Here is a 25487-nt window from a genome sequence, read left to right as displayed (position 1 = left end):
TTACAAGCGGATAGACAATGCCCAGCATAGATTTCATCCTGCCGCACTGGCTGTACTGGGGGGGCCTTATCGTCTTCCCCCTGGTCGCCATGGTGATGGCCCGCCGAACCCGGACACGGGGCTACTCCGTGCCGATCGCCTACATGATCCTTTTCACCGGCGGGCTGCTCGGCCTGCACCGGCTCTACCTCCGCAACATGTGGGGGCTGGTGTTCCTGCCGATCTTCTTCGCCATCCTCGTCTTTAACGCCCAGGGGCGCGAGGCGCGCGAGGTGGTCAGCCAGACCGCCAACGAGGTCGCCAGCGCCCAGCGCATCGTCGACCGGTTGGAGCCGAAGGTCACCGGCGCCGACGACCGCATCGCCAAGCTGCAGGCCGATCTCGAGGAGGCCGAGGAAGGCTCCTTCGCCCAGATCCGCGCCGAGAAGGAGCTGGAAAAGGCGCAGGAGTCCAAGGTCACCGACGCCGAGCGCCTCGAGAAGGCCCAGGCCGAGCTCGACGCCGCCGGCCCGGCGCTCGACAACGCCCGCGCGGCCCGCAAGCAATGGTCCGATTTCGCCTTCTACGCGCTCATGCTGCTCTGCGCGCTCATCGCCATCGACGCCCTGCTGATCCCCGGCATGGTCCGCAAGGCCCAGGCCCGCGCCGATGCCGAGCCCACGCGCGTCGACCCGGCCGCCGCGGCGCTTCAGCAGATCGAGCAGCAGGAAGAGAAGAAGGATCACGACCATATCGGCACCGGCTGGACCGGGGCGATCGACCGGCTCTCCTATTTCTGCGGCGAGTTCGTCTCCTACTGGGCGGTGATCGCGGTCTTCGCCTATTACTTCGAGGTGGTCGCCCGCTACGTCTTCAACTCGCCCACCATCTGGGTGCACGAGGGCATGTTCCTGATGTTCGGGATGCAGTACCTCATCGCCGGCGCCTACGCGGCGCTGACCGACGCGCATGTGAAGGTCGACGTGTTCTACGCCGAGTGGTCGCCGTTGCGCAAAGCGGTGGTCGACCTCTTCACCTCGATCTTCTTCTTCATCTTCGCGGGCACCCTGCTGGTCACCGGCTGGATCTTCGCGATGGACGCGACCGTGGTGAACGAGGTCTCGTTCTCGGAATGGACGATCGCCTACTGGCCCTTCAAATGGGCCATCGTCGTGGGCGCGGTGCTGCTGATCCTGCAGGGGATCGCCAAGCTCGCCCGCGATGTCGCAACCGTTCGTCACAGCATGCAGGCGGGGTAAGCCATGGGTATCGAGATTGACATTGCATGGCTGACGCTGCTGATGTTCGGCAGCCTCATCGTGCTGCTGATGGCCGGCCTGCCGCTGGCCTTCGTGACCGGCGGGCTGGCCTGCGTCTTCCTGTTCATCCTGGGAGACGAACGCACGCTCAACATCGTGCCGTCACGCATCTTCCCGCTGATGACCAACTACCAGCTCTCGGCCATCCCGCTCTTCATTTTCTTAGCCGCGATGCTGGAAAGGGCGGGCATCATCAACGAGATGTTCGACGTCATCTACAAGCTTCTGGGCGGCGTGAAGGGCGGGCTTGCCTCGGCCACGATCATCGCCTCGACGATCCTGGCCGCCATGGTGGGCGTGATCGGCGCGGCGGTGGTGACCATGGGCATCATCGCGCTGCCGGCCATGCTCAAGCGCCATTACGACCCCAAGATCGCCATGGGCTCGATCATGGCGGGCGGCACGCTGGGCATCCTGATCCCGCCCTCGATTCTCGCCATTATCTACGCGGTGGTGGCCGAGCAATCGGTGGGCGAGCTCTTCATCGGCGCGGTGCTGCCGGGGCTGATGCTGTCGGGGTTCTACATCCTCTACGTCACGGTGATGTGCTACGTGAACCCGCAGAAGGGCCCGCCCATCCCGGTCGAGGAACGGGTCAGCACCGCCGAGAAGATGCGCCTGCTGGGCAACATGGCGGCGCCGCTCACGCTCATCGCCGTCGTCCTGGGCGTCATCTTCACCGGCGTCGCCACGCCGGTGGAAGCGGCCGGCATCGGCACCTTCGGCGCCTTCATCGTCGCGGCCATCCACCGCAAGCTCGACTGGGCCACCGTGCGCGAGGCCTGCCTCACCACGCTCAAGGCCTCGGCCATGGTCATCTGGATCATGTTCGGCGCCACCATCTTCGTCGGGCTCTACGTGCTCGAGGGCGGCCAGCAATTCGTCGAGGACACCATGACCGGCCTCGGCCTCGGCCCTTGGGGCATCCTGATCCTGATGCAGGTGATCCTGATCCTGCTGGGCATGTTCCTCGACTGGGTCGGCATCCTGCTTCTGGCGGTGCCGATCTTCGTGCCGATCATCAAGGCGCTGGGGGCCCAGGCCTTCGGCCTCGGCTCGGACAGCGACCTGGTGCTGTGGTTCGGGGTGCTCTACCTCGTCAACATGCAGATGAGCTTCCTGTCGCCGCCCTTCGGCTATGCGCTGTTCTACCTGCGCGGGGTGGCGCCGCCGGAAATCCCGATGGGCGACATCTTCCGCTCGGCCCTGCCCTTCCTGTTCCTGCAGGTGGTGGGACTGGCGGCCTGCATGCTCTTCCCGCAGATCATCACCTGGCTGCCAAGGCTGGTCTACGGGTAGCGCGGGCAAAGCCGCGAAACCGGTCAGGGGCCGTCACCACCGAGGCGGCCCCGTCCTGTTCTGCGGGCGAGGCGGTGCGCTGGTGTAGCGCCCCCTTCACTCGGCCACGTAGAATAATTTTCGATTTTTTGCCCGGCGGACCGAATTTTCGAGGCTTCCGCGTGTCGGCCGATTCCATCCCTCGCGGGGATTTCCGGCAGGATGGCGTTCTATGCCGGGACACGAGCGGGCTCAACCGTTGGATAGGCCCGCGCGGGGGTGCGGCGAAGCCGGCATGGCTTTGAGGCAATCCCCCAAGGAGCCTCCCGGAATCTTTCAGCGTTTTCCGCATGGAGGCCATGCCTGCCAGGGCTCTTCGAGCCGCAGGGCCTCCATCCCCGGCACATGCCTTCGGTGTATCATTTTGGCAACGACCGGCGCGTGGCACGCATTCAAAGGTTGTGCGGTATCGCGCAAATCATCCAGATGTGCGCGCCGGCGTTTCATCCCCAAGACGCCCGGTGGCGGGTTTCTCCCTGCCGTCGCTGGCGCGGTCTACCAGCCTGCCCGTTAGGTCGCGCCAGCGATACTCCCCAGCCCCCTGATCGGTTCTGGATGATGGGGTATGGGCTCGAAAGGCGCCGGCTTTCACCGAACAGGACAGAAAGCCACGCCGCTTGCCCGCAGGAAAAACATGTCGGCAGAAGACACTTCCGTGCCTTGCCCGGAACTTCACCGCACGGGAACCCGGAATTTACGCAAATTCCGGGATAGAGAATGCGCATTCTCTATCCTCGTTTTCCACGCGGAAAACGCATACTCTTCGCCTCGGGCCACACGAGCCCCTGACGCGTGATCCAACCGGAATTTTGCAAAATTCCGTCCCGGAAAATTCCAGTTTTCCGGCCCGTTTTCTTTTCAGAGACCTCAGCGAAACGCACGCCTCTCTCGCAGGTGGATGTGCGAGGTGGTTCTGAAGCGGCTACCGCTTTGGCCTGAGCTCTGCCGGGGTTTTCGGTCGCCCCGGCCTGTGAGGATGCGGGAGGATAACCGTCTTCGCTCAGCCGTAGAGGCTTCGGAACCGCGCGCCTTTCCACAGGTTCCAGCCGACGGCGGCCAGCCCGGTCAGGATGCGCATCTTCGCAAGCCCCAGGAACCGGGTCCGGCGCAGGCCCCAGTGCCGCTTCCAGTGCCCGAAGATCGCCTCGACCCGGGCACGGGTGACCCCGATCTCGACGTTGCGGGCCTTGTCCTGCGGGCCCAGCCGCTTGTGGTTCGCGCCGCGCTGCTGCACCCGGTCGGCCATGCCCGTCCGCGCCACCAGCGCCCGGCTGCGCGGGCTGGAATAGGCGCCGTCAGCGTAGAGCGCCGCCTCGTCGCCCACCACCAGATCCTCGAGGCTGTCCACCTCCGCCCGGTTGCCGGGGCTCACCGCCACCCGCCGCACGAACCCGTCCTCGTCGGCATTGACGAAGGCCTGCCAGCCCCAGACCGCCCGCCGACGGCCCTTCACCGTCAGCTTCACCGCAGAGCCCGCCTCCGGGTCGCGGCGGTCGTAGCCGCTCTGCGCCGCCTCCACCACGGTCGCATCCACGATCGCGATCCGCCCCTCCGCCAGCACCACGCGGGCCTCCTCCAGCATCGCCACGACCTCGGCCAGAACCGCCTCCAGCCGGTCGCCCAGACGCGCCCGGAACCGCCCCAGCGTCGAGGCCTCGGGCACCCCCTGGTCCAGCTCCAGCCGGCAGAACTTGCGGAACAGGAGGTCTCGCGCCAGCTGCGCGGAAAGCTTCACGTCGCTCAGGTCGTACCACAGCCCCAGCAACAGCGCCCGAAAGAGCGTCTGTGCCGGATAGCCCGGCCGCCCCGTCTGCCGCCGCTCCTCGCCCCGCGGCAACAGCGCCTCGATCCGGGACCAGTCGATCACCTCCTCCACGGCGTCCAGCGCCCCAAGCGCGGGATGCTCGAACAGCTCATGGGAAGCGAATAGGGCGGGCTGGGTGGTGAAGCTCTGTCTCATGGCCAATCATACCACTTCGACGGAAACAGAAGAATCCTCAAAGTTTCGCTGAGGTCTCTTCAAGAAAACGCCGCACCCGCGCCGAAAGCGCGTCAAGCATCCTCGATGTCAGGGAGTATCTGGTGCGGTCGAGAAGACTCGAACTTCCACGGGTGTTACCCCACAGCGACCTCAACGCTGCGCGTCTACCAATTCCGCCACGACCGCACGTGATAAGGTAGGTGCGCGGCGTATACGCAATTGCCGCCCCCTTGTGAAGGGGAAAATTCCGCCTTTTTCACGCCTCCCCGAAACGAAGGCGCGGCACGGGGTTTCCCCCGTGCCGCGCATCGCTCGTGCCCTCCGCGGAACCGCTAGCATGAAGCCCCGCGGCGCACAGGCTACAGCCGGGTAACACAGGAGCGCCCTCCCGGCTGTGGGTCCTATTCGGACAGCTTGAACACCGGCATCGACGCGCCCGTGTCCGACGCCGGCACCGGCATCGCCACGTCGCCGCCCGCCAGACCCAGCGCCGCCTTGCGCAGCACCTCGACCCGGTCGGCCTGGCTCGGGGCAAAGACCGGGGCCGCCCCGCCATCCAGCGCCGAGATCGCCACCTCGTACCACGCCAGCGCCATGTCGGCATCGTCATCCGTGCCGAACCCGCCATGCAGGTGGTGGCCCACCAGCTCGGCATAGGGCCGCTCGCCCAGCGCGGTCAGCAGCAGGGCCCCGCCCAGCGCCGCCGGCATCTTGTCCGACTGATAGCCGCTCGCCATGCAGATCTGCGCCGTGGTCCGAAGCTGCTCGGGCGTCATGCCGCTGTTCAGCACCAGCCCGCTCACCTCGCCCAGCACCGCCTTGGGCGGCTTGGAATTCAGCGCGCCGACATAGGCCGCCATGCTCGCCCCGAAGGCATCGCATTGCTGCTCGATCGCCGCCTGGCTCGCCCCCTGGACCGAGGCCATCATGTCCTCGCCCCGTGCCACGGCATAGGTCCGCGTCAGGCAAAGCTGCTCGCTCAGCGCGAAATCCGGGTTGCTGACATCGGCCACGGTGGTGAACCCGCCATTGGCGCTGGTCAGCAGGTTGACCTTGCTGCAATGGCTCGACAGCGATTTCTGCTTCGGCGCGGTGTTGAATACCGGCAGGCTCAGCCCGGCGGTGGCACCGGTTTCCGGCGCCTCGGCGCTGGCCATCATCGTGTTCGCCTCGGGCTGCGCCGCGGGCGCCGCCTTCACCTGGCAGGTGCCGCCGATACAGTCGAAACTGTCGGGCCTGGGCGAATGCATCAGCAGGTCGTTGCGCCGGTACCCGTCCGCGGTCGAGGCAAAGACCATGGTCTTGCACTGCGAGGCGTTGCACCAGAAGCTGCTGCCGGCCAATGCCGTGTCGATGATGTAATCCGTGCTGCCGTCGCCGTTGAGGTCGGCCAGCTGGATGAAGCCCGAGCGCTGCAGCAACTGCTCGGCCGACGGGTCGGAGCTGTCGGCCACCTCGTCCACCGCCTCCGACACGGCCATCGGCAGGCCGGCATAGCCGGTCGTGCGCGTGCCGGTCGTGCCGTCACGCTGCGCGATCAGCACCGCGCGCGCCCCCTCGTTCGACTTGGCGATGATCTGATTGACCTCCGCCCCGCCGGCCAGCGCCCGGTGGTAAGAGCCCAGCAGCATGGATTTCTCGTATTCGGTCAGCTGCCCCGTCGCCGGATAGCCCATGTAGCCCTGGTAGCGCGAGATCGCCGCCCGCGACTGCCCGCCAAGGACCCCGTCCGCCGCCCCGGCGTTGAAGCCGAAATAGTTCAGCGAGGTCTGGATTTCCCGCGCCTCCTGCCGCTGCGCCGAGCTGGCGCGCGGCTGGACATAGACGGTGCGCGTGCGCGTCGAGCGCGTCTGCGCCTTCTGGCGTTGCTGGGTGGCGATGCCGCTGCCGATCGCCCCGCCGATCAGCCCGCCGACAAGCCCGCCCACGAATTCATCGCCGGCATGGGCGCGCCCGACCGGCACCATCAGCATCGCGGTCATCACCGCCGCACCCGTGATCCTTTTGAAAGTCATTGCAATTATCCCTCCAGGTTCGAAAATTCCTTGATGCCGGCCATGCTACCATGCGGTTTCTGGAATCCGTCACGGTTTTTTCCGGGCGAATTTGCACTTTCGCCTCAATGCGATACTCCATTCGTCAAAGCGCCCGCCGGCGAATCGCCGGGCACAGCAAAGGGGCTGACCACGCCATGGTGAACTGGATCACCTCCCCCGGCCTGACCGGATATGACGACGCCTGCCGCGAGATGGAGGCGCGCGCCGCCGCCATCGCCGAGGGCCGCGCGGACGAGGCAGTCTGGCTGGTCGAGCATCCCCCGCTCTACACCGCCGGCCCCTCGGCCAACCCCGCCGACCTGCGCGCGCCCGACCGTTTCCCGGTGCACCAGACCCGCCGGGGGGGGCAATACACCTATCACGGACCGGGCCAGCGGGTGGTCTACGTCATGCTCGATGTCGGCCGCCGCGGCCGCGACCTGCGCCGCTTCGTCGAACAGCTCGAAACCTGGGTCATCGCCACGCTCGACCAGTTCAACGTGAAGGGTGAAATCCGCCCCGGCCGCGTCGGCGTCTGGGTCACGCGCGACGACCGGCCGCTCACCGCCACCGGCGAAAAACCAGAGGACAAGATCGCGGCCATCGGCATCAAGATGCACCGGTGGGTCAGCTTCCACGGCATCTCGATCAACGTCGAGCCGGATCTCGAGCATTTCTCGGGCATCGTCCCCTGCGGCATCGCCGAGCACGGGGTCACCTCGCTGGTCGATCTCGGCCTGCCGGTCGAGATGGGCGATGTCGACACGGCGCTGAAAAAGACCTTCCCCGCCATCTTCCCGGCGCTCGCCCCGGCCTGAGTCCGGTCTGCGCCCGGCCTGCGCCGCTTCCCTGCCGGACGTTTGCCCCGCCGGGCAGCGCCCGACCGCGGGTCGGCGCACCAACGGTTGAGTTGGTTGATTTATGGTGCGGCGCACCTCCGACGATCGCTCTGCATGGCCACGTTGCAGAAGCGCCCGCCCGGGGGGCGGTGTCGCCATTGTCGCTCGGACCAATGGCGCAACAATGACGACCGCTGCCCGGCGCCGCGCTAAAGCGCGGCTTTGTTCCGGGCCAGTGTCGATCCACCGCGGCGCCGTTTCGGCTGGCGGCCCCTCCCCCGCCCGGCTACCATGCCTCACGAGCCAACCCGGGTTTGCCCGCACGATGACCCAGCCCGCCCTGCCGCAGGATACCCGCCGCGCCATCCTCGTGATCTGCGCGGGCGTGCTGCTGCTGGTGATCAACGACGCCATCGCCAAGGCGCTGGTGGCCACCTTCGATCCCTTCCAGATCCTCTTCCTGCGCAGTGCGCTGGCCCTGCCGATGATCGCGGCGGTGATCCTGTGGCGCGGCGGGCCGGGCGGCCTGCGCTCGACCTGCGCGCGCATCCATGCCTTCCGCGCCGCCCTCGCCGTGGCGGCCACCTGGTTCTTCATCCGCAGCCTCGCCGACCTGCCGCTCGCCGAGGCGACGGCGCTGATCTTCACCGCGCCGATCTTCGTGGCGCTGCTGTCGGCGCCGCTCCTGGGCCAGCGCGTCGGCGCGCTCCGGGCCGGCGCGATCGGGCTCGGCTTCCTGGGCGCGCTCATCGCCATCCGCCCGGGTGCCGAAACCATGCAGCCCGCCGCGTTCCTTGCGTTGGCGGCGGCGCTGGTCAACGCGCTGGTGATGCTCTCGGCCCGGCTGATCGACCCGCGCGACGGGTTCTGGACGATGACCTTCTGGATGACCCTGTTCTCGGGCCTGTTCTGCGCCGTCTCCCTCGTTGCCGGCTGGGTCACGCCCGGCCCGGCCGCCCTCGCCCTGCTCGCGGCGATGGCCGTGACCGGCACGCTCGGCATCGCGCTCATCACCCACGCCTTCCGCATCGGTCAGGCGGCGGCGGTGGCGCCCTTCGACTACACGGCGCTGATCTGGGCCTCGGTGATCGGCTGGGCGGTGTGGGGGACGGTGCCCGACTGGCCGGTCTGGCTCGGCGGCGGGATCATCGCGGCGGGCGGCATCGGGCTGATCCTGCTCGACGCCCGCGCGAACCGGGGCAGCGGCTGACCCCGGCAACCCCGGCCCACGAAAAAACCGACCCTTCCGCACTGTCGTGCGAAAGGGCCGGCAACCTTGAAAAGCAACGGAACCCGGGGCGTCAGCCGCCCTTCTCTTCGGGCTCCATCATCGGGTACGCCTCGGTGACGTCCATCGCGGGCGAACCCGAGCAGGCCTCGACGACCTGAACATAGACATCCGGCGCACCGGTGGCCTCTTCGCGGGCCTCTTCACGACCGCCATCGGCGCTGTCGTCCTGCTTGACCGACACACCCTCGGCGGACGCATCTGCGCCCATGTCGCTGCGCGCCATCTCGCGCGCTTCCATGCGACCGGCATCAATGCCCATGACCCAGCCGCGCTGGCCGTCTTCGCTCATCGCGGTGAATTCCTCGCAGGTCATGGCGTTGGCGGGAAGACCGACCAGCAGCGCGATCGTGGCGGCTGCGCCGGCCCTGGTAACCGTGTTCCAATGTCTCATAGTAACTCCTCTCGCTATATGGTCTGAAGCGACAACGTCGCCCGACCGGGTTTGTTCCGGTCGCTGCCCGTGGACCTGTGCCGTTCCTCACTGAAAACAAATGGAAATCGCCTATCGCGTGTGTTGCCTCACCGCTTCGTGTCCCGCACACAATTCCGCGTGATCACACGGAACCGCCGGGGCGGGGGTGCGACAATATTCATTGATCCATGTCAAACTCATGCATTGCCCCTGTGACGGATGCATTCTAAAACCTGCAACAATTGCCGGTGCGTGACTCGACCGGTGACGCGCCACAGTAAGATGCAGCAGGAGGCAGCCAATGGCAGATGCGGCCATTCACGGCGACGGCCATGAAGACAACCGCGGGTTCTTCACCCGCTGGTTCATGTCCACCAACCACAAGGATATCGGTATCCTCTACCTGATCACCTCGGCCATCGTCGGGCTGATCTCGGTCATGTTCACCGTCTACATGCGGATGGAACTGATGGAGCCGGGCGTTCAGTACATGTGCCTCGAAGGCGCGCGTTTCATCGCGGCGGCGGCGGGCGAATGTACCCCGAACGGCCATCTCTGGAACGTCATGATCACCTATCACGGCGTCCTGATGATGTTCTTCGTGGTGATCCCCGCCCTCTTCGGCGGCTTCGGCAACTTCTTCATGCCGCTGCAGATCGGCGCGCCGGACATGGCGTTCCCGCGCATGAACAACCTCAGCTTCTGGCTCTACGTGGCCGGCACCTCGCTGGGCGTGGCCTCGCTGCTCTCGCCGGGCGGCAACGGCCAGTTGGGCTCGGGCGTGGGCTGGGTGCTCTACCCACCGCTCTCCTCGACCGAGGCCGGCATGTCGATGGACCTCGCGATCTTCGCGGTCCACGTCTCCGGCGCCTCGTCGATCCTCGGGGCGATCAACATGATCACCACCTTCCTGAACATGCGCGCCCCGGGCATGACGCTCTTCAAGGTGCCGCTCTTCTCGTGGTCGATCTTCGTCACCGCATGGCTGATCCTGCTGTCGCTGCCGGTCCTGGCGGGCGCCATCACCATGCTGCTGACCGACCGGAACTTCGGCACGACCTTCTTCGATCCGGCCGGTGGCGGTGACCCGATCCTGTATCAGCACATCCTGTGGTTCTTCGGCCACCCGGAGGTGTACATCATCATCCTGCCCGGCTTCGGCATCATCTCCCACGTGATCGCGACCTTCTCGCGCAAGCCGATCTTCGGCTACCTGCCGATGGTCTGGGCGCTGATCGCCATCGGCCTTCTGGGCTTCGTCGTGTGGGCGCACCACATGTACACCGTGGGCATGTCGCTGACCCAGCAGTCCTACTTCATGCTGGCCACGATGGTGATCGCCGTGCCGACGGGCGTGAAGGTCTTCTCGTGGATCGCCACGATGTGGGGCGGCTCGATCGAGTTCAAGACGCCGATGCTCTGGGCGTTCGGCTTCCTGTTCCTCTTCACCGTGGGCGGCGTGACCGGCATCGTGCTGTCGCAGGCCGGCATCGACCGCGCCTACCACGACACCTACTACGTGGTCGCGCACTTCCACTACGTGATGTCGCTGGGCGCCGTCTTCGCCATCTTCGCCGGGGTCTACTTCTACTTCGGCAAGATGTCCGGGCGCCAATACCCGGAATGGGCGGGCAAGCTGCACTTCTGGGCGATGTTCCTCGGTGCGAACCTGACCTTCTTCCCGCAGCACTTCCTGGGCCGTCAGGGCATGCCGCGCCGCTACATCGACTACCCCGAGGCCTTCGCGGTCTGGAACTGGTGGTCCTCGCTCGGCGCGTTCATCTCGTTCGCCTCGTTCATCTTCTTCTTCGGCATCGTGTTCTACTCGCTGTTCCGGGGCGCCAAGGTGACCCAGAACAACTACTGGAACGAATACGCCGACACGCTGGAATGGACGGTGGCCTCGCCCCCGCCCGAGCACACGTTCGAAATCCTCCCCAAGCAGGAGGAATGGGACAAGGGCCACGCCCACTAGGCGCCCGACCCGCTCGGCAGACGACAAAGGCCCCGGCATCGCGCCGGGGCCTTTTTGCTACAGCGTCCCGGCCCGATACCGGCGCGGTCTGATTTTTGTGGAAAATTGAACATAATACGGCATAGTAGCCATCGGAGTGGGGACTCCGTAACCGGACAACGGGTGGATAGATCAATGTTTAATAGAATAAGGAATACCGCAATTGCCCTGGCAGCAGGGATCTTCGCCGGCCACGCGGCCGAGGCCCAGTCGACCCATGACTGGACAGGCTTCCATGCCGGCGCCATGGTCGGATATGGCGAGCTGGAACCGAACTCGAGCGCGGCCAACCTGATACAGCCGAACTCGGACGATGCCGTCTACGGCATCTTCGCCGGCTATGATTACCAGTTCAGCAACCGTTTCCTGATCGGTGTCGAGGCGGACTGGGCCTTCTCGGACATGTCGAGCACGGTGCCGTGCTTCAACCCGGCTTTCAACTGTAACGCCGGGATGGATTCGATGGCCACGGTGCGCGCCCGCGCCGGGATGGCCTTCGACCGGGTGCTGGTCTACGGCACGGCCGGCTACGCGCACATGGAATACTCCGGCTTCACCCAGAATATCGGCGCCGGCACGATCTTTCCCGACTCACGGGGGCTCGACGGCTGGACCTACGGCCTCGGCCTCGAATACGCCGTGACCGACCGCATCCATATCGGCGCCGAGGCCCGCTGGGCCGAGTTCGACTCGACGGTCATGAACTATGACGTGCCCTACCCCGTCTCGCCCGATACCTTCACGGCGCTGCTGCGGGTCTCCTTCAAGCTCGGCGGCAAGTAGCCGGCCCGACATTGCCTGGCATTGCTGGAACGCACGCTCCCGTCGGGCGCGTGCGTTTCTCTTTCCCGGGCCAGCCGCAGGGTGGGGTCACCCCACCCCCGGGCGGTCACCCCAGCTCGCCGTCATACCAGTCATAGATCGTGACCTCGGTCTCGGCCCCGGCCTCCTCGAGCATCTTGGCAAAGGCCTCCGGGTCCTGCGTGCCGCCGTCCTTGCCGCGGTAATGGTAGGGCATGACCATCGCCGGCGCGAACGCGGCCACCGCATCCGCCGCCTGCTCCGCGGTCATGGTGAAGGGCAGGTTCATGCACACCAGCGCCAGGTCGATATCCTCCAGCGCCCGCAACTCGTCCGTGCCCTCGGTGTCGCCCGAGATATACACGCGCGACCCGTCCAGTGTCAGGACGAAGCCGATATCGCCCCGCTCCTTCGGGTGGAAATCCAACCGGCCCTCGGTGATGTTGTAGGACGGCACCGCCTCGATCCCCACACCGATCATCTCGGTGCTGTCGCCCGCGGCGATCACGTGGGCGCGGGCCTGCATGTCCTCGGGCATCATCGCGGTGACGTCCTCGTTGGTCAGGATCGGCGCCTTGGGCAGTACCCCCAGAAGGTCGGCGCTGAAATGGTCCCCGTGCCGGTGCGTGACAAGGATCAGCTCCGGGTCCGGCAACGCCTCGTAGGGCGCGGCGTCGCCCACCGGGTCGACATAGATCACCCCCGCCGGCGTCTCCATCACGAAGGAGGCGTGCGAGATCGGGTGGATCGTCAGCTTGCCATCCATGAAATTCAGGCTCGTCCCGTCCTCGGCCGCAAGCGCGAGCGACGGCAGTACCGTGACCGTTCCGGCAGCGGCGCTGCCGATGAGGAAATTGCGTCTGGTCGTCATGTGAAACCTCCCGGTTTGTTGCGTGGCGTTGTCAGACGTGGATGTCCCTTGGACCGTCTCCAGCATAGCATAGCGTGATCGGCGGGTGTGGCGAGGTGTGGATTCTTCGCCTCCGTCCGCAGCATCTCGCGCCGTACGCCGCGCGGCCACCCCCGGTGCGAAGCCGCGCAGCGACGGGCCGTGGTGCGGCAGACTCCCGCCCGGAATCAAGGCGAGCCAAAGGCTCGCCGCCGGGCAGCGCCCGACCGCCCCCCGGGCGGGCGCTTCTGCGACAGGGCCATGTCGAACGACCGTCAGATGTAGTCCGCACCATAAATCAACCATCACTTCCGTTGGCGCGCCCACCCGCGGTCGGCCGCCGCCCGGCACCAGCCTTCTCCGTGCACTTCACACCACTTCTCCCCCGTTGCGCGCCACACAACATCTCGCCTGTTGCGCGCGGAACGCCACATCAACCAACCGCTTCACAGACCCCGAAACCGACGCGATACCGACGAAATACCGACGTGATACCGACGTCCCCTTCCCTTCAAAACAACGCCGTTAACCGTCGAATCGCCGGCCCCTGCCGCCTCCGCCCTTCGCCCCGTCGCATTCGCCCCTCCCCATCCGCCGCCCCCCATGCTATCTCCCGCCCCAACCACCCTGCCAGAGGACACCCCATGTCCAACGAGATCCGCCTCGCCTTCGCCCACCCCTCGGCCCGCGCCGACGCCACCGCCCCCGACGGCCCGCTCGACCGCATTTCCGTCCGCGATCACGTGGTCGAGGTCGAGATCGGCGCCTTCCAGTCCGAGCGCGGCACCACCCAGCGCGTCGCCTTCAACGTCGTGGTCGAGGTGCGCCCGCTGACCGACCCGATCGACGACGATGTCGACCGCATCCTCAGCTACGACAAGGTGACCGAGGCGATCCATGCCGCCTTGGCCGAGGAACGGCTCAACCTCCTTGAAACACTGGCCGAACGCATCGCCGAACGCATCCTGTGGGAGCCCCAGGCGGTCCGCACCTTCGTCCGCATCGAGAAGCTCGACCGCGGTCCGGGCGCCCTGGGCGTCGAGATCGTCCGCTCCGTCTCGGACCTCAAGACAAAGCCGGTCACCCCCCACCACGACACCGCCCCGCACCCCCACGTGGTCTACCTCACCAACGCCGCCATCCGTTCGCCCAACCTCGCCCGCTGGCTCGACCAGTTGCAGGCCCGGGCCGAGCCGGTGATCCTCTGCGTCGGCCATGCCGACACGCCCGCCCCGCAGACCGGCCACCGCATGACCCAGCGCCGCGTCGACCTGCTGGCGCTGGAACAGAACGCCTGGGTCCTCGCGGGGCGTGATGACCGCTGCGTCGTCGTGGGCAGCCGGACCGAGCTCGACTGGGCCATGAAGAACGGCCAGATCAGCGTCTGGGCCCCCTCGAAGATCGTCCTCGACGCCGTCGACGGCCCCACCACCGGCCCCGACGACCCGGTCGCGCTCGCCTCGTGGTTCGCCGGCCATATCGACGCCTCAGACCTGCTGCTCATCGGCGAAACACCCCCTGCCGACCCGCCCGTCCCCGTGCTGGTCCAGGACATCGCCCAGTCGGGGCTGTAAATCCTCCCCGCCCCGGCCCCCGAGCCGGGGCCTCCGACCCGACCCGTAGCCGCCCATGACCTACTACCGCCCCATCCCCAGCACCGACCGCGCCCGCCCCGCCGGCGCCTTCCCCCTGGCCTGCGGTTGGGCGTGGTTCGACACGGTCGAGGCCATGCACCGCGACGCCCCCTCCCGCCTCATCCCCGCGGCCGACATCCCTGCCGAGGCCCTTGAAAACCTCACCAAGCCCCGCGCCCCCATCGCCGGCCTCAGGTTCGACACGCCGCGCCTCATGGGCATCCTCAACGTCACCCCCGACAGCTTTTCCGACGGGGGCGAGCACTTCTCCCCCGACGCCGCCCTCGCCCATGCCCGGACCATGGCCGACCAGGGCGCCGACATCCTCGACATCGGCGGCGAATCCACCCGCCCCGGCGCCGAGGAAGTCGATATCGAAGAGGAAATCCGCCGCACCGCCCCGGTGATCGGCGCCATTCGTGCCGAGATGGCCACGCCCATCTCTATCGACACCCGCAAGGCCCCCGTCGCCCGCGCCGCCCGTGACCACGGCGCCGACCTCGTCAACGACGTGGCGGGCTTCACCTTCGACCCGGCCCTCGCCCCCTACTGCGCCGAGAACGGCCTGCCCGTCTGCGTCATGCACGCCCAGGGCACGCCCGACATCATGCAGAAGGACCCCCGCTACGACAACGTGGCCCTCGACGTCTACGACCACCTCGCCGCCCGCGTGACCGCGCTCGAAACCCTAGGCATCCCGCGCGCGCGCATCATCGTCGACCCCGGCATCGGCTTCGGCAAGACGCTCGAGCACAACCTCGCGCTCCTGCAGAACCTCGCCCTCTTCCACGGGTTGGGCTGCGCCGTCCTCCTCGGCGCCTCGCGCAAGCGGTTCATCGGCACCATCGGCGGCTCGGATACCGCCCGCCACCGCGCCCCCGGCTCCGTCGCCGTGGCGCTGGCGGGCGTGGCGCAGGGCGTCCAGCTCCTCCGCATCCACGACGTGCGCGAAACGGCCGAGGCCCTCCGCCTCTGGCAGGCCGCCACCCTGGGCCGCCTCCCCTAGCGCCGGAACAACCGGCTCAGCGCCCCCAACTGGCTCAGCGCTACACCGGCCAGGATCAACGCCATTGCCAGCAGAAGGCTCGGCGGCAGCGGCTCGGCCAGCAGCACCACGCCGAAGATCACCGACCACACCGGCACCTGGTAGTTCACGAGACCAAGGAACACCGGCCCCGCATCCCGGATCACCATCACCAGCAGGATCTGCGCCACCCCCGTCGGCAACAACCCGAGGTACAACAGCGCGGCCAGGCTCAGCCCCGGCACATCCCCCGGCCACCCCTCGACATAGAACGCCACCGGCGCGAACAGCACCGCCGCCACCAGCAGAACCGCCGCCGCCAGCGCCAGCAGGTCCACCGCCGGGCAGAGCCGCGTGAAGATCCCGCCGATCGCGTAACAGCACGCGGCCCCCACGCAGGCCATCTTGGCCAGCGCCTCGAAACTCTCGCCGGTCGAGGCAAACGCCTCCGGCCCGATCAGCACGATCACCCCCGCCGTCCCGATACAGAACCCCACCAGCCGCCGCAGGCTCATCACCTCGCCGGGCACGAAGACATGCGCCAGGGGCAACACCAACAGCGGCACCACCGCCATGCACACGCCCGCAAAGCCCGAGGCCACCACCTGCTGCCCCCAGCTCAGCAACAGGAACGGCAGCGCATTGGAAAACACCGCCATCGCCAGCACGAAGGCCCAGATCCGCCCCGCCGGCCGCCCCCTCACCGGCGGCAACCCGTGCCCCAGCGCAAAGGACAGCACCACCAGGAACGCCGCCCCCAGCCCCAGCCGCACGGCCACCACCGTCAGCGGCCCGACCCCCTCCAGCGCCACCGACACCGACATGAACGACGCGCCCCAGATTGCCGCCAGAACGACGATCCGAAGCCAGTTGACCGGCCTGATATCCTGCATTGCCTCACCTGTCCCGAAAATGAAAAAGGGGCGCCCGGCGGGGCGCCCCCTCTGCTCGTGAAAGGGATAGCCCTCAGTTCTTCGCCTTGTCCACCATCTTGCCGGCGGAGATCCACGGCATCATGCCGCGCAGCGTCTCGCCAACGGCCTCGATCTGGTGGGCGTCGTTGTTCCGACGGGTCGCCTTGAACGACGGCTGGCCGACCGAACATTCCGCCATCCAGTCGCGCACGAACCGGCCCTGCTGGATATCCTCCAGAACCGCCTTCATCCGCGCCTTCGTCTCGTCATAGGGCAGGATGCGCGGGCCACTGACATACTCGCCATACTCGGCCGTGTTCGAGATCGAGTAGTTCATGTTGGCGATGCCGCCCTCGTAGATCAGGTCGACGATCAGCTTCACCTCGTGCAGGCACTCGAAATAGGCCATCTCGGGCGCGTAGCCCGCCTCGACCAGCGTCTCGAAGCCCATCCGGATCAGCTCGACCAGGCCGCCGCAAAGCACCGCCTGCTCGCCGAAGAGGTCGGTCTCGCACTCTTCCTTGAAATCGGTCTCGATGATGCCCGAGCGCCCGCCGCCGATGGCCGAGCAATAGCTGAGGCCGATTTCCAGCGCCTTGCCCGACGCGTCGTTGTGAACGGCCACGAGGCAGGGCACGCCGCCACCCTTGACGTATTCGCCGCGCACCGTGTGGCCCGGGCCCTTCGGCGCCATCATGATCACGTCGACGCTGTCCGGCGCCTCGATCAGTCCGAAATGCACGTTCAGGCCGTGGGCGAAGGCAATCGCCGCGCCCGGCTTGATGTTGTCCTTGACGTACTTGTTCCACGTGTCCGCCTGCAGCTCGTCGGGCATGGTGAACATCATCAGGTCGCACCACGCGGCGGCCTCGGCGATCTCCATCACCTTCAGCCCCTCGCCTTCGGCCTTCTTGGCCGAGGCCGAGCCTTCGCGCAGCGCGACGACCACGTTCTTGGCGCCGCTGTCGCGCAGGTTCAGCGCGTGGGCATGGCCCTGGCTGCCATAGCCCAGGATGGCCACCTTCTTGTCCTTGATCAGGTTGATGTCGCAATCGCGATCGTAATAGACACGCATGGTTCAGTCTCCTTTAACACTCTCGCCGCACTCTCTGCCTGTCGGCGTGGAAAATCACATCATTTACCCGTGCTTTTTGAAAAACCGCGTGGTATTCATTCTCCGTTAACCCGGATACGTGAATTTTCATGCTCGACGACATCGACCGGCGCATCCTGCGCCATTACCAGCACGACGCGGCCCAGCCCGTCGCCGACCTGGCCGAGGCCGCGGGCGTCACGCCGGCCACCTGCGCCCGCCGGCTCGACCGGATGAAGGGGGCAGGCATCATCCGCGCCAACCGCGCAGTGATCGACTGGCGCGCGCTGGGGTACGAGGTCGAGGTCTCCCTGCGCGTCACGCTCGAAAAGTCCGAGCCGCGCGCGTTTGACGAATTCCTCGCCGCGGCGCGCGAGGTGCCCGAGGTCGTGGAAATCCAGACCTTCCTCGGCCGTGTCGACCTGCGCCTGTCCGTCATCGCCCGCGACATGGCCCATTACCAGGAGCTCTACCGCACCGCGATCCTCTCCCTGCCCCATATCGCCGATATCGAGGGGCTGATGCACGTGGCCCGCATCAAGACGGACGAGATCCTGCCCCTATGATCGAGCTCGACACCATCGACCGCCGCCTCCTGCGCGAACTGGTCCAGGACGCCACCCAGCCGGCCAGCACCCTCGGCCGCAAGCTGGGCCTGTCGCAGCCCGCCACCTGGCGCCGCATCCGCCGGCTCTATGACAGCGGCGTCATCAAGGGCCAGCGCCTCGATCTCGACCATGACCAGCTGGGCTTCGGCGTCACCGTCTTCCTTGGTGTGAAACTCGCCACCAAGGGCCGGGTCAGCATCGACGATTTCGAACGCGCCGTCTCGGCCATCCCCGAGGTGCAGACGGTCGAGCACATCCTCGGCCTCTACGATTACCGCCTGCGCGTCGTGGCCCGCGACATCTCCGATTTCGAACGCGTCCTGCGCCGCCGGATCATGATGCTGCCGGGCGTCGGCGATGTCGAAGCCAACGTCATGCTCTCCGAGGAACGCCGCCCCGGCCCCATCGGCTAACTATCTGCCACGGAACGATTTCTTGAAAAGAAATCGCCCCGAAATCTTTTCAAGATTTCGCCCCACCCCGCCCCGCTGTCGAAAACCACCCCGCCCCTGCCGCCTTTTTCCGATGTGATCGCCCGCCACCTCTGCTAAGCCCTGATCCAAACCCCTCTTGCCCGACAGGAGCCTGACCATGACCGCCCTTCTCGACAATGTAGACCCCGACGGCCTGCTCGAATATTCCGTCGTCTTCACCGACCGTTCGCTCAACCACATGAGCCAGTCCTTCCAGCAGGTCATGCGCGACATCTCCGGCATGCTGAAGGAGGTCTACAACGCCCGCTCCACCGCCATCATCCCCGGCGGCGGCACCTACGCGATGGAGGCCGTCGCCCGCCAGTTCGGCACCAACGCCCACGCACTCATCGTCCGCAACGGCTGGTTCTCCTACCGCTGGTCGCAGATCTTCGACATGGGCAAATTCACCGCGGAAACAACCGTTTGCATGGCCCGCCAAACCGGCAACGGTGCCCAATCCCCCTTCGCCCCGGCGCCGATCGAGGAGGTCACCGCCAAGATCCGCGAGGCCAAGCCGGATGCCGTCTTCGCCCCTCACGTCGAAACCTCCGCCGGCATCATCCTGCCCGACGACTACATCACCCAGCTGGCCGAGGCCGCCCATGACGTCGGCGCGCTGATGGTGCTCGACTGCATCGCCTCCGGCTGCGCCTGGGTCGACATGGAGAAAACCGGCGTCGACGTCCTGATCTCCGCCCCGCAAAAGGGCTGGTCCGCCTCCCCCTCCGCCGGGCTGGTGATGCTGTCCGACAAGGCCCTGGAACGGCTGGAAAAAACCACCTCCAACAGCTTCGCCATCGACCTCAAGAAATGGCACCAGATCATGCAGGCCTATGAAGGTGGCGGCCATGCCTACCACGCCACCATGCCCACCGACGCCCTGCGCGCCTTCCGCGACACCATGCTCGAAACCAGGGACTACGGCTTCGAGAAACTCCGCCAGGCGCAATGGGATCTCGGCAAGGGCGTCCGCGCCATGCTGGCCGAAAAGGGCGTGACCTCCGTCGCCGCCGAGGGCTACGGCGCGCCGGGCGTAGTGGTCAGCTACACCAGCGACCCCGACATCCAGAACGGCAAGAAGTTCAGCCAGCAGGGCATGCAGATCGCCGCCGGCGTCCCCCTCGCCTGCGACGAACCCGAGGGTTTCATGACCTTCCGCCTCGGCCTCTTCGGCCTCGACAAGCTCTACGATACCGACGCCGCCAAAGCCCGCCTTCAAGCCGTGATCGACAAGGTGCTCTAGGCTACCGCCACTTGATATTGCTGCTCCGCCCCAGCCCCCGGCGCAGGCACAGCCAGATCACCCAGAGGCTCAGCAAAAGCCACGCCCCGCCCCAGAACAGGGTGGGGCCGGCAAACTCCTCCGCCATCATACGCGCATCCGACCGCAGGTGCGCCCGCGCAATGGTATCGCTGAAGATATCGAGCGGCACGTAGATCATGCTGGCAAGGCCGATCACCCGCAAAACAAGGTCGTTGACGTCCCGCCGCAGGTACTTCGCCGCCCCGATCATCAGCACGCCGGTGACAACCCCGAACCCGATGGCAAAGAGGCTCCGCAAGTACAGCAGCGTCACCACCAGCAGCACCACGCCCAGCCCCCCCAGGATCACCCTGTCCCACCGCGTTTTCACCGCCGCGAGGAACAGCGCCACCCCGATCAGCAAAGACCCGAGATAGCCCGCGCTCAGGATCACGAACCGCCATCCCCCGCGCGACGTGACCGAGCCGCCCTGCATCGGGTCCAGCGTCATCCCCACCACCGACCCGCCGGTCAGCACGGTTGCCACCGCGTGCGACAACTCGTGCAGGAAAACAACGAGGACTTTCAACGGGATGACCACCGGCGTCCGCCACAGCACGGCGATCAGCACCACCAGCACCAACAACTGCCAATGCCCCTTCAGCAGCCCTATGCCGCCCCGCAGGCTCAGCCCCGCGCCCCCAGCCCGAGCTGCATCAGCGTCTTGCGTACCGGCGCCAGCGAATAGATCGCGTTGAGCCCCATCGCCCGCGCATCCCGCAAGGGCTGCGCATGCACCATCGACGCCCGGTTCAGCATGTCGATCCCCGTCACCCGCAGCCGCACCTCCGGATGCCGCCGCCGGTGATACTCGTCCAGCATCGCCCGGTCGCCCAGCCGCTCCGGCGCCGCCTGCGCCAGTTCCAGCAGAACCCGCATATCGCCCAGGCTCATGTTCAAACCCTGCGCCCCGATCGGCGGCACCACATGTGCGGCCTCCGCCACCAGCGCCACCCGTTCGGCCGACATCCGTTCCGCCACCTGGCTGATGATCGGCCAGATCGTCCGCCGCGAGGCCAGTTTCAGCGGCCCGAACATCAGGCAGGACCGCTCGTTCATCGCCGCCTCGAACTCCGCCTCCGGCAGGTCTTTCAGCCGCACCGCCTCTGGCCCCTCCTCCATCCAGACGATGGCCGAGGAGGGCCGCCCCTCGTAATCCGGCAAGGGCACCAGCGTGAACGGCCCGCCCGACCGGTGTATCTCGGTCGACACATGCTCATGCGGAATGGGATGCGTCACCGCGAACGCCAGCGCCTTCTGCCCATAGCGCGTGGTCTTCACCGATACCCCCGCCGCCTCGCGCACCGGCGAGTTCCGCCCGTCCGCGGCAATCACCAGCCTGCAGCGCACCCGCGACCCGTCCGACAGGCCCACCCGCGCCTCGGCCTCCCGCGTGAACAGCGATATCACCCCGGTCCCGGGCCGGAACTCAACGTTTTTCAGCCCTTCCAGGTGCGCCACCATCTCCCGCCGGAGCAGCCAGTTGGGCAGGTTCCACCCGAAGGGCTTCTCCGAGATATCCCCGGCATCGAATTCCTTGATGATCCGCGGCTCGGCCACCTCGCCCCCGGCATCGACGATGCGCATCACCTGCAACGGCTCGGCCTGCTGCGCCAACCGCTCCCACAGCCCGGCCCCCTCGAGCAACGCCTGCGCCGGCTGCAGGAACGCCGTGGTTCGCAAATCCGACCCTTCCGCGTCCCGCTCCGTCACCGGCGGGGCGGGATCGAAACAGATCACCCGGAACCCGGCCCGGCCAAAGATCGCCGCCGCCGCAAGCCCGGCCACGCCACCGCCCGAGATCAGGATATCCGCGTCCATGCCGTTTGCGTCCTTTCGCCCTGCCCTGCTAGCCCAGCGTGATCCGCACGATGGTCAACATGCAGACAGGCACCATGGCCACCGCCGGAATGTAAAGCCCCGGCAGGCCCCACGTTACCACCGCCGCGGCCCAGGCCGCCAGCACAAGCAGCAGGCCCAGCAGGACAAAGGCAACCGTCCGCCCTTCGTCCTCCTGCGCATGGCCTTGAATTTCCACCGCGTCCGCCGTTTCGAGATACGCCATTTCACTCTCCATATTCGCGTTCGTCCCGGGGCACAGATAAGCTCTTTGCGTCCGTGCGAAATGCGCGTTTCGACGCAGGTCGGCCTTCAGATCAGCCGCGCGAGGAAGCCGGTCAGGTCGTCGGTGTGGTGGTGGATATGGTCGGCCACGTGCGGCGCCTCGGCCACGTGGACGGTGCGCATGCCCATGGCGTGCGGCTCGGTCAGGTTGCGGGGGTCGTCCTCGAACATCGCCGCCCGCTCGGTGCGCACCCCGTCCAGCGCGAAGACCGCGTCGAACGCCGCCCGGTCGGGCTTGGGGTGGAAACCGGCATGCTCGACCCCGTAGATCGCGTCGAACGCCCCGCCAAGCCCCCGCTTTTCCACGACTTTCTGCGCATATGGCGCGGTGCCGTTGGTATAGACGATCTTGCGCCCCGGCAGGCTCCGGATATGGGAATTCAGGTCGGCATCCGCCTCGAGATGGTCGAGCGAGATGTCATGCACATGGGTCAGGTAGGGCCCCGGATCGACCCCGTGCACCCGCATCAGCCCGGCCAGCGTGGTGCCATGCTCGGCCCAGTATTGCTTGCGCAGCCGGTCGGCCTCGGCCCGGCCCACCTTCAGCGCGTCCATCACGAACTGCGTCATCCGCACCTCGATCTGGTCGAAAAGCCGCGCGCGGGGCGGGTAAAGCGTGTTGTCGAGGTCGAAAACCCAGGTTTCGACATGGGTGAAATGCTGTTTCGGCATGGCGGCAGGATAGGCCCGCGCGCCGCCCGCTGCAACGCCAAGGCTTGATTGCCCTGCAGCCCCGCGCGTAAGGTCCGGCGGATAACGATAATGACAACGCACCCCAGGGACACCAGAGCCGATGAAATCGCCGATAAAGGACGCCTACACGCTCATTCTCGAAGCCATCGACATGGGCATCTTCAAGCCCGGCGACCGCCTGGTCGAAAGTGATCTGGCCGATCGGTTCGGCGTCTCCCGCACGCCCATCCGCGAGGCGCTGCAGCGGCTTGAAACCCAGTCATTGCTGGCCCGCGACGGCCGCAGCCTGATCGTGGCCTCGCTCGATCACAACCAGCTGGCCGAGCTTTACGTGGTCCGGGCCGAGCTCGAGGGGCTCGCCGCCAGCCTCGCCGCCCGCCACGCAACCGAGGAAGAGGTCCGCGTGCTGCGTGACATGGTCGATGACGACCGCAAGCTTCTGGGCGACCCGCAGGCGCTGGCCCGTGCCAACCGGCGGTTTCACAAGCAGATTCACCTCGCCTCGCACAACCGCTTCCTCGTCCAGCAGCTCGACCTCGTGCACCGGTCGATGGCGCTGATGGCGACCACGTCGCTGGCGGCGCGGGGCCGTGACGAGGATGCCCTGCGCGAGCATGACGCCATCGTCTCGGCCATCGAGGCGCGCGATGCCGACACCGCCGGAGAGGCGCTGCGCGCCCATATTTCCAAGGCCTTCGTCACGCGGCTGAAACTCGATTCAGGGGAAGTCGAAAGCACCGTCTGACCCCTGAGGCAACGCCCGCCGGACCTGTTCGCCCCCTTTCGACAGGCCATGCGTGGTCTTGTCCCAGAAGAACGGTTTCAGCACCAGTTCATAGAGCGCCTTGTACGCCGCCACCGCGCCGAGCGGGCCGTAGAGATGCATCGTCGGCGTCCAGAGAATCAGGTGCTTGTGCCTTGCCCGTGCCACGGCCGTGGCATGGATCGTCAGGTTGATCACCTCGATCGTCAGGAAGAGCGACCCCAGCACCACCATCGACCAATGCGGCAGCACCGGATCGAGCGGATGCGGAAGCCCCAGCAGAACCAGCCAGAACGACCACAGGAGCGGCGCCAGCATGACCTGCGACAGCGCCGAGACGAAATGCGCCTGGAAGCCCAGAAACCGCCAGGTTCCCAATTGCCGAAGCAACTCGCGCGGTCGCCGCATGTGGACAAGGTAGGTGGTCATGTAGCCTTTCAGCCAGCGCGACCGCTGCTTGATCCACGGCCACGGCAGGCAATTCGCCTCCTCGCCGGTCACGGTGGCCAGCATCTCCGTCCGGTAGCCATGCCGCGCCAGCCGGAAGCCAAGGTCGGCATCCTCGGTCACGTTATGCGAATCCCACGCCCCCACCCGCTCCAGCGCCTCGCGGCGACAGAACACCGTGGTGCCCCCAAGCGGGATCGCCAGCCCCATCCGCGCCATGCCGGGCAGCATCAGCCGGAACCACGTGGCGTACTCGATGGTGAAACACCGCGCCAGCCAGTTCTGGCGCGGGTTGTAATAGTCGAGATAGCCCTGCACGCAGGCCATCTCCGGCGGCGAGGCGCCGAATTTTCGCACCACCTGCATGATCTGGTCGGGCGCCGGCGCATCCTCGGCGTCGTAGATTCCGATGATGTCGCCGTCGCAGAAATCCAGCGCATAATTCATCGCCCGCGGCTTCGTTCGCGGCGCCCCGTCGGGCACCACCACCGGCCGGATCCACGGCGGCAGGTCGATCCCCGCCAGCGCGTCGCGCGTGGCGCCATCCTCCTCTTCCAGCACGAGGACCACGTCGAGCAGGCTCTTCGGATAGGTCAGCCGAGTCAGGCGCGCCACCAGTTCGTGCACGATCTCGGTTTCGCGGAAGAGCGGCACCAGCACCGACACCCGCGGCAGCGGCAGCTTCCGCAACGGCTGCGGCGCCGGCGGCTCCGGCGGGCCGACCACCAGGCCGGTGACGAAGGCCGCCATCTTGAACAGCGCCGACACGATCAGCGTGACCACCGCCCAGCCCGCCAAGATCCCGAAGACGAGCCGCGGAAACAGCACCGTCAAAAGCGCCAGCGCCACCAGCAGCACCGCCACGGCCACCAGCCGGAATTCCCGCCGTTGCCCCCATGTGCGACAGCTTTCCTCCTCCGGCACCCGGGTCACCATCGCCTGGGACAGCGCGGGGCGGTGCAGTTCCGCGATCCGGTCCTGGATCATCGGCCGCGGCGCCAGCAATACCCGCGCCGGGTTCAGGGCCACCGGCAGATGCGGTCGTATCTCCTCGCTGCTGCGTCGGTCGCTGCAGACGATCGCCGCCTTCCCGTCACGGTCCACCACCGGCAGCACCGCGTGCCGCAGCAACAGCTCGACGGGCGTGTCGACGTGAAACTGCGTCAGCTGCGCCAGGTCCCGCGCGGTCAGGCTGCGAGACTGGAACGCCCGCGCGTTGGCTTCCAGCAAATCCGCCTCGCTCGCCAGCCCTTCGGCGGTGAGAATGCGGTCGAGCGTGGCATCCGACCGCGAACGAACCCAGCCCGCCCGCTCGAGATCGTCGCGCTTCACGATGCCCCGTGCCAGCAAGACCCGCTCCAGCGCCGACATGGCGGTGCCGGCGGGTCGGTGAGTGGGGCCGAGGTGTCTTAGTTCCGAAATGCCCATGTGCCGCTCCTCGCGGTCTCGAACGGACGCGAGGATGACCGGACATGGTTAAGGAAGCGTGAACAAAGGGTTAACGCCGAA

The 25487-nt window shown here is 66.9% G+C and carries 23 protein-coding genes and 1 tRNA gene; 12 read left to right on the top strand and 12 right to left on the bottom strand.

Features of this window, described 5'->3' with window-relative positions; genetic code table 11:
• The first annotated feature begins 17 nt into the window (after positions 1–17).
• Both ACO07J_RS04970 and ACO07J_RS04965 read left to right on the top strand, forming a co-directional pair.
• A complete protein-coding gene (locus ACO07J_RS04970; RefSeq protein WP_422026855.1) occupies positions 18–1238 on the top strand; it encodes a TRAP transporter small permease subunit in 1221 nt (406 codons plus the stop codon).
• Between the two features lie 3 nt (positions 1239–1241).
• Positions 1242–2597: a TRAP transporter large permease gene (locus ACO07J_RS04965; RefSeq protein WP_422026853.1), complete on the top strand. Its 1356-nt coding sequence runs from the start codon at positions 1242–1244 to the stop codon at positions 2595–2597.
• Between the two features lie 1039 nt (positions 2598–3636).
• On the opposite strand, the gene ACO07J_RS04960 is transcribed toward ACO07J_RS04965, so the two are convergent.
• The 3 genes from ACO07J_RS04960 to ACO07J_RS04950 all read right to left on the bottom strand — a co-directional run bounded on the left by ACO07J_RS04960 (position 3637) and on the right by ACO07J_RS04950 (position 6632).
• Positions 3637–4596, bottom strand: a complete 960-nt coding sequence (locus ACO07J_RS04960; protein ID WP_422026851.1) for an IS5 family transposase — start codon at positions 4594–4596, stop codon at positions 3637–3639.
• A 120-nt stretch (positions 4597–4716) separates the two neighbouring features.
• Positions 4717–4803, bottom strand: a tRNA-Leu gene (locus tag ACO07J_RS04955).
• A 215-nt stretch (positions 4804–5018) separates the two neighbouring features.
• Positions 5019–6632, bottom strand: a complete 1614-nt coding sequence (locus tag ACO07J_RS04950; protein ID WP_422026849.1) for a peptidoglycan-binding domain-containing protein — start codon at positions 6630–6632, stop codon at positions 5019–5021.
• A 50-nt stretch (positions 6633–6682) separates the two neighbouring features.
• Between ACO07J_RS04950 and lipB the strand changes: the two genes are divergently transcribed.
• Both lipB and ACO07J_RS04940 read left to right on the top strand, forming a co-directional pair.
• The gene (gene lipB / locus ACO07J_RS04945) at positions 6683–7471 is read left to right on the top strand and encodes a lipoyl(octanoyl) transferase LipB (protein ID WP_422026847.1); all 789 of its coding nucleotides are present in this window, start codon (positions 6683–6685) and stop codon (positions 7469–7471) included.
• A 346-nt stretch (positions 7472–7817) separates the two neighbouring features.
• On the top strand, positions 7818–8702 hold the full coding sequence (locus ACO07J_RS04940; protein WP_422026845.1) for a DMT family transporter: 885 nt from the start codon (positions 7818–7820) through the stop codon (positions 8700–8702).
• Between the two features lie 91 nt (positions 8703–8793).
• On the opposite strand, the gene ACO07J_RS04935 is transcribed toward ACO07J_RS04940, so the two are convergent.
• The gene (locus tag ACO07J_RS04935; RefSeq protein ID WP_422026843.1) at positions 8794–9174 is read right to left on the bottom strand and encodes a hypothetical protein; all 381 of its coding nucleotides are present in this window, start codon (positions 9172–9174) and stop codon (positions 8794–8796) included.
• Positions 9175–9496: 322 nt separating this feature from the next.
• Between ACO07J_RS04935 and ACO07J_RS04930 the strand changes: the two genes are divergently transcribed.
• Both ACO07J_RS04930 and ACO07J_RS04925 read left to right on the top strand, forming a co-directional pair.
• The gene (locus ACO07J_RS04930) at positions 9497–11170 is read left to right on the top strand and encodes a cytochrome c oxidase subunit I (protein WP_422026841.1); all 1674 of its coding nucleotides are present in this window, start codon (positions 9497–9499) and stop codon (positions 11168–11170) included.
• Positions 11171–11344: 174 nt separating this feature from the next.
• On the top strand, positions 11345–11992 hold the full coding sequence (locus ACO07J_RS04925; RefSeq protein ID WP_422026839.1) for an outer membrane protein: 648 nt from the start codon (positions 11345–11347) through the stop codon (positions 11990–11992).
• Positions 11993–12098: 106 nt separating this feature from the next.
• On the opposite strand, the gene ACO07J_RS04920 is transcribed toward ACO07J_RS04925, so the two are convergent.
• The gene (locus ACO07J_RS04920) at positions 12099–12881 is read right to left on the bottom strand and encodes an MBL fold metallo-hydrolase (RefSeq protein WP_422026837.1); all 783 of its coding nucleotides are present in this window, start codon (positions 12879–12881) and stop codon (positions 12099–12101) included.
• 662 nt (positions 12882–13543) lie between these two features.
• Between ACO07J_RS04920 and ACO07J_RS04915 the strand changes: the two genes are divergently transcribed.
• Together ACO07J_RS04915 and folP are read left to right on the top strand one after the other, a co-directional pair.
• Complete coding sequence (locus ACO07J_RS04915; RefSeq protein ID WP_422026835.1) at positions 13544–14473, top strand: dihydroneopterin aldolase; 930 nt, start codon at positions 13544–13546, stop codon at positions 14471–14473.
• A gap of 55 nt (positions 14474–14528) precedes the next feature.
• Positions 14529–15539 (top strand): dihydropteroate synthase, encoded by a 1011-nt coding sequence (folP, locus tag ACO07J_RS04910; protein WP_422026833.1) that lies wholly within the window; start codon positions 14529–14531, stop codon positions 15537–15539.
• Here the strand turns inward: folP and ACO07J_RS04905 are convergent.
• Both ACO07J_RS04905 and ilvC read right to left on the bottom strand, forming a co-directional pair.
• On the bottom strand, positions 15536–16450 hold the full coding sequence (locus ACO07J_RS04905) for a DMT family transporter (protein WP_422026831.1): 915 nt from the start codon (positions 16448–16450) through the stop codon (positions 15536–15538). The two genes, folP and ACO07J_RS04905, sit on opposite strands and share 4 nt — an antisense overlap.
• 73 nt (positions 16451–16523) lie before the next feature.
• Positions 16524–17546, bottom strand: coding sequence for a ketol-acid reductoisomerase (ilvC, locus tag ACO07J_RS04900; protein WP_422026829.1), 1023 nt, complete (start codon positions 17544–17546; stop codon positions 16524–16526).
• A 128-nt stretch (positions 17547–17674) separates the two neighbouring features.
• Here ilvC and ACO07J_RS04895 point away from each other — a divergent pair, with 128 nt between their 5' ends.
• The 3 genes from ACO07J_RS04895 to ACO07J_RS04885 all read left to right on the top strand — a co-directional run bounded on the left by ACO07J_RS04895 (position 17675) and on the right by ACO07J_RS04885 (position 19891).
• Complete coding sequence (locus ACO07J_RS04895; RefSeq protein ID WP_422026827.1) at positions 17675–18130, top strand: Lrp/AsnC family transcriptional regulator; 456 nt, start codon at positions 17675–17677, stop codon at positions 18128–18130.
• Positions 18127–18585 carry an Lrp/AsnC family transcriptional regulator gene (locus ACO07J_RS04890; RefSeq protein ID WP_350125535.1) on the top strand — a complete coding sequence of 153 codons (459 nt, stop codon included), beginning with the start codon at positions 18127–18129 and terminating at the stop codon, positions 18583–18585. The genes ACO07J_RS04895 and ACO07J_RS04890 overlap by 4 nt, the downstream gene beginning before the upstream one ends.
• 178 nt (positions 18586–18763) lie before the next feature.
• The gene (locus ACO07J_RS04885) at positions 18764–19891 is read left to right on the top strand and encodes an aminotransferase class V-fold PLP-dependent enzyme (RefSeq protein ID WP_422026825.1); all 1128 of its coding nucleotides are present in this window, start codon (positions 18764–18766) and stop codon (positions 19889–19891) included.
• 1 nt (position 19892) lies between these two features.
• On the opposite strand, the gene ACO07J_RS04880 is transcribed toward ACO07J_RS04885, so the two are convergent.
• From ACO07J_RS04880 to ACO07J_RS04865, 4 genes are all read right to left on the bottom strand, one after another.
• Complete coding sequence (locus tag ACO07J_RS04880; protein ID WP_422029701.1) at positions 19893–20531, bottom strand: M50 family metallopeptidase; 639 nt, start codon at positions 20529–20531, stop codon at positions 19893–19895.
• Positions 20532–20578: 47 nt separating this feature from the next.
• Positions 20579–21772 carry a UbiH/UbiF family hydroxylase gene (locus ACO07J_RS04875; RefSeq protein WP_422026823.1) on the bottom strand — a complete coding sequence of 398 codons (1194 nt, stop codon included), beginning with the start codon at positions 21770–21772 and terminating at the stop codon, positions 20579–20581.
• Between the two features lie 28 nt (positions 21773–21800).
• Positions 21801–22016, bottom strand: coding sequence for a hypothetical protein (locus tag ACO07J_RS04870; RefSeq protein WP_422026821.1), 216 nt, complete (start codon positions 22014–22016; stop codon positions 21801–21803).
• An 86-nt stretch (positions 22017–22102) separates the two neighbouring features.
• Positions 22103–22747, bottom strand: a complete 645-nt coding sequence (locus ACO07J_RS04865; protein ID WP_422026819.1) for a pyrimidine 5'-nucleotidase — start codon at positions 22745–22747, stop codon at positions 22103–22105.
• A 121-nt stretch (positions 22748–22868) separates the two neighbouring features.
• On the opposite strand from ACO07J_RS04865, the gene ACO07J_RS04860 reads away from it, so the two are divergent.
• Positions 22869–23513: a GntR family transcriptional regulator gene (locus tag ACO07J_RS04860; RefSeq protein WP_422026817.1), complete on the top strand. Its 645-nt coding sequence runs from the start codon at positions 22869–22871 to the stop codon at positions 23511–23513.
• Here the strand turns inward: ACO07J_RS04860 and ACO07J_RS04855 are convergent.
• Complete coding sequence (locus ACO07J_RS04855) at positions 23487–25406, bottom strand: glycosyltransferase (RefSeq protein ID WP_422026815.1); 1920 nt, start codon at positions 25404–25406, stop codon at positions 23487–23489. The genes ACO07J_RS04860 and ACO07J_RS04855 overlap by 27 nt on opposite strands.
• Positions 25407–25487 lie beyond the last annotated feature (81 nt).

This window comes from Roseovarius sp., assembly GCF_965228755.1.
Lineage (GTDB): Bacteria > Pseudomonadota > Alphaproteobacteria > Rhodobacterales > Rhodobacteraceae > Roseovarius.
Note: the sequence above shows the minus strand (reverse complement) of the source record. Positions and strands in the feature narration are given on the sequence as shown.

Bases quoted from the DNA above. Each gene is read 5' to 3' on its own strand.
- ACO07J_RS04970 (WP_422026855.1), top strand. From the start codon at position 18: ATGCCCAGCATAGATTTCATCCTGCCGCACTGGCTGTACTGGGGGGGC.
- ACO07J_RS04965 (WP_422026853.1), top strand. From the start codon at position 1,242: ATGGGTATCGAGATTGACATTGCATGGCTGACGCTGCTGATGTTCGGC.
- ACO07J_RS04960 (WP_422026851.1), bottom strand. From the start codon at position 4,596: ATGAGACAGAGCTTCACCACCCAGCCCGCCCTATTCGCTTCCCATGAG.
- ACO07J_RS04950 (WP_422026849.1), bottom strand. From the start codon at position 6,632: ATGACTTTCAAAAGGATCACGGGTGCGGCGGTGATGACCGCGATGCTG.
- lipB (WP_422026847.1), top strand. From the start codon at position 6,683: ATGCGGTTTCTGGAATCCGTCACGGTTTTTTCCGGGCGAATTTGCACT.
- ACO07J_RS04940 (WP_422026845.1), top strand. From the start codon at position 7,818: ATGACCCAGCCCGCCCTGCCGCAGGATACCCGCCGCGCCATCCTCGTG.
- ACO07J_RS04935 (WP_422026843.1), bottom strand. From the start codon at position 9,174: ATGAGACATTGGAACACGGTTACCAGGGCCGGCGCAGCCGCCACGATC.
- ACO07J_RS04930 (WP_422026841.1), top strand. From the start codon at position 9,497: ATGGCAGATGCGGCCATTCACGGCGACGGCCATGAAGACAACCGCGGG.
- ACO07J_RS04925 (WP_422026839.1), top strand. From the start codon at position 11,345: ATGTTTAATAGAATAAGGAATACCGCAATTGCCCTGGCAGCAGGGATC.
- ACO07J_RS04920 (WP_422026837.1), bottom strand. From the start codon at position 12,881: ATGACGACCAGACGCAATTTCCTCATCGGCAGCGCCGCTGCCGGAACG.
- ACO07J_RS04915 (WP_422026835.1), top strand. From the start codon at position 13,544: ATGTCCAACGAGATCCGCCTCGCCTTCGCCCACCCCTCGGCCCGCGCC.
- folP (WP_422026833.1), top strand. From the start codon at position 14,529: ATGACCTACTACCGCCCCATCCCCAGCACCGACCGCGCCCGCCCCGCC.
- ACO07J_RS04905 (WP_422026831.1), bottom strand. From the start codon at position 16,450: ATGCAGGATATCAGGCCGGTCAACTGGCTTCGGATCGTCGTTCTGGCG.
- ilvC (WP_422026829.1), bottom strand. From the start codon at position 17,546: ATGCGTGTCTATTACGATCGCGATTGCGACATCAACCTGATCAAGGAC.
- ACO07J_RS04895 (WP_422026827.1), top strand. From the start codon at position 17,675: ATGCTCGACGACATCGACCGGCGCATCCTGCGCCATTACCAGCACGAC.
- ACO07J_RS04890 (WP_350125535.1), top strand. From the start codon at position 18,127: ATGATCGAGCTCGACACCATCGACCGCCGCCTCCTGCGCGAACTGGTC.
- ACO07J_RS04885 (WP_422026825.1), top strand. From the start codon at position 18,764: ATGACCGCCCTTCTCGACAATGTAGACCCCGACGGCCTGCTCGAATAT.
- ACO07J_RS04875 (WP_422026823.1), bottom strand. From the start codon at position 21,772: ATGGACGCGGATATCCTGATCTCGGGCGGTGGCGTGGCCGGGCTTGCG.
- ACO07J_RS04870 (WP_422026821.1), bottom strand. From the start codon at position 22,016: ATGGCGTATCTCGAAACGGCGGACGCGGTGGAAATTCAAGGCCATGCG.
- ACO07J_RS04865 (WP_422026819.1), bottom strand. From the start codon at position 22,747: ATGCCGAAACAGCATTTCACCCATGTCGAAACCTGGGTTTTCGACCTC.
- ACO07J_RS04860 (WP_422026817.1), top strand. From the start codon at position 22,869: ATGAAATCGCCGATAAAGGACGCCTACACGCTCATTCTCGAAGCCATC.
- ACO07J_RS04855 (WP_422026815.1), bottom strand. From the start codon at position 25,406: ATGGGCATTTCGGAACTAAGACACCTCGGCCCCACTCACCGACCCGCC.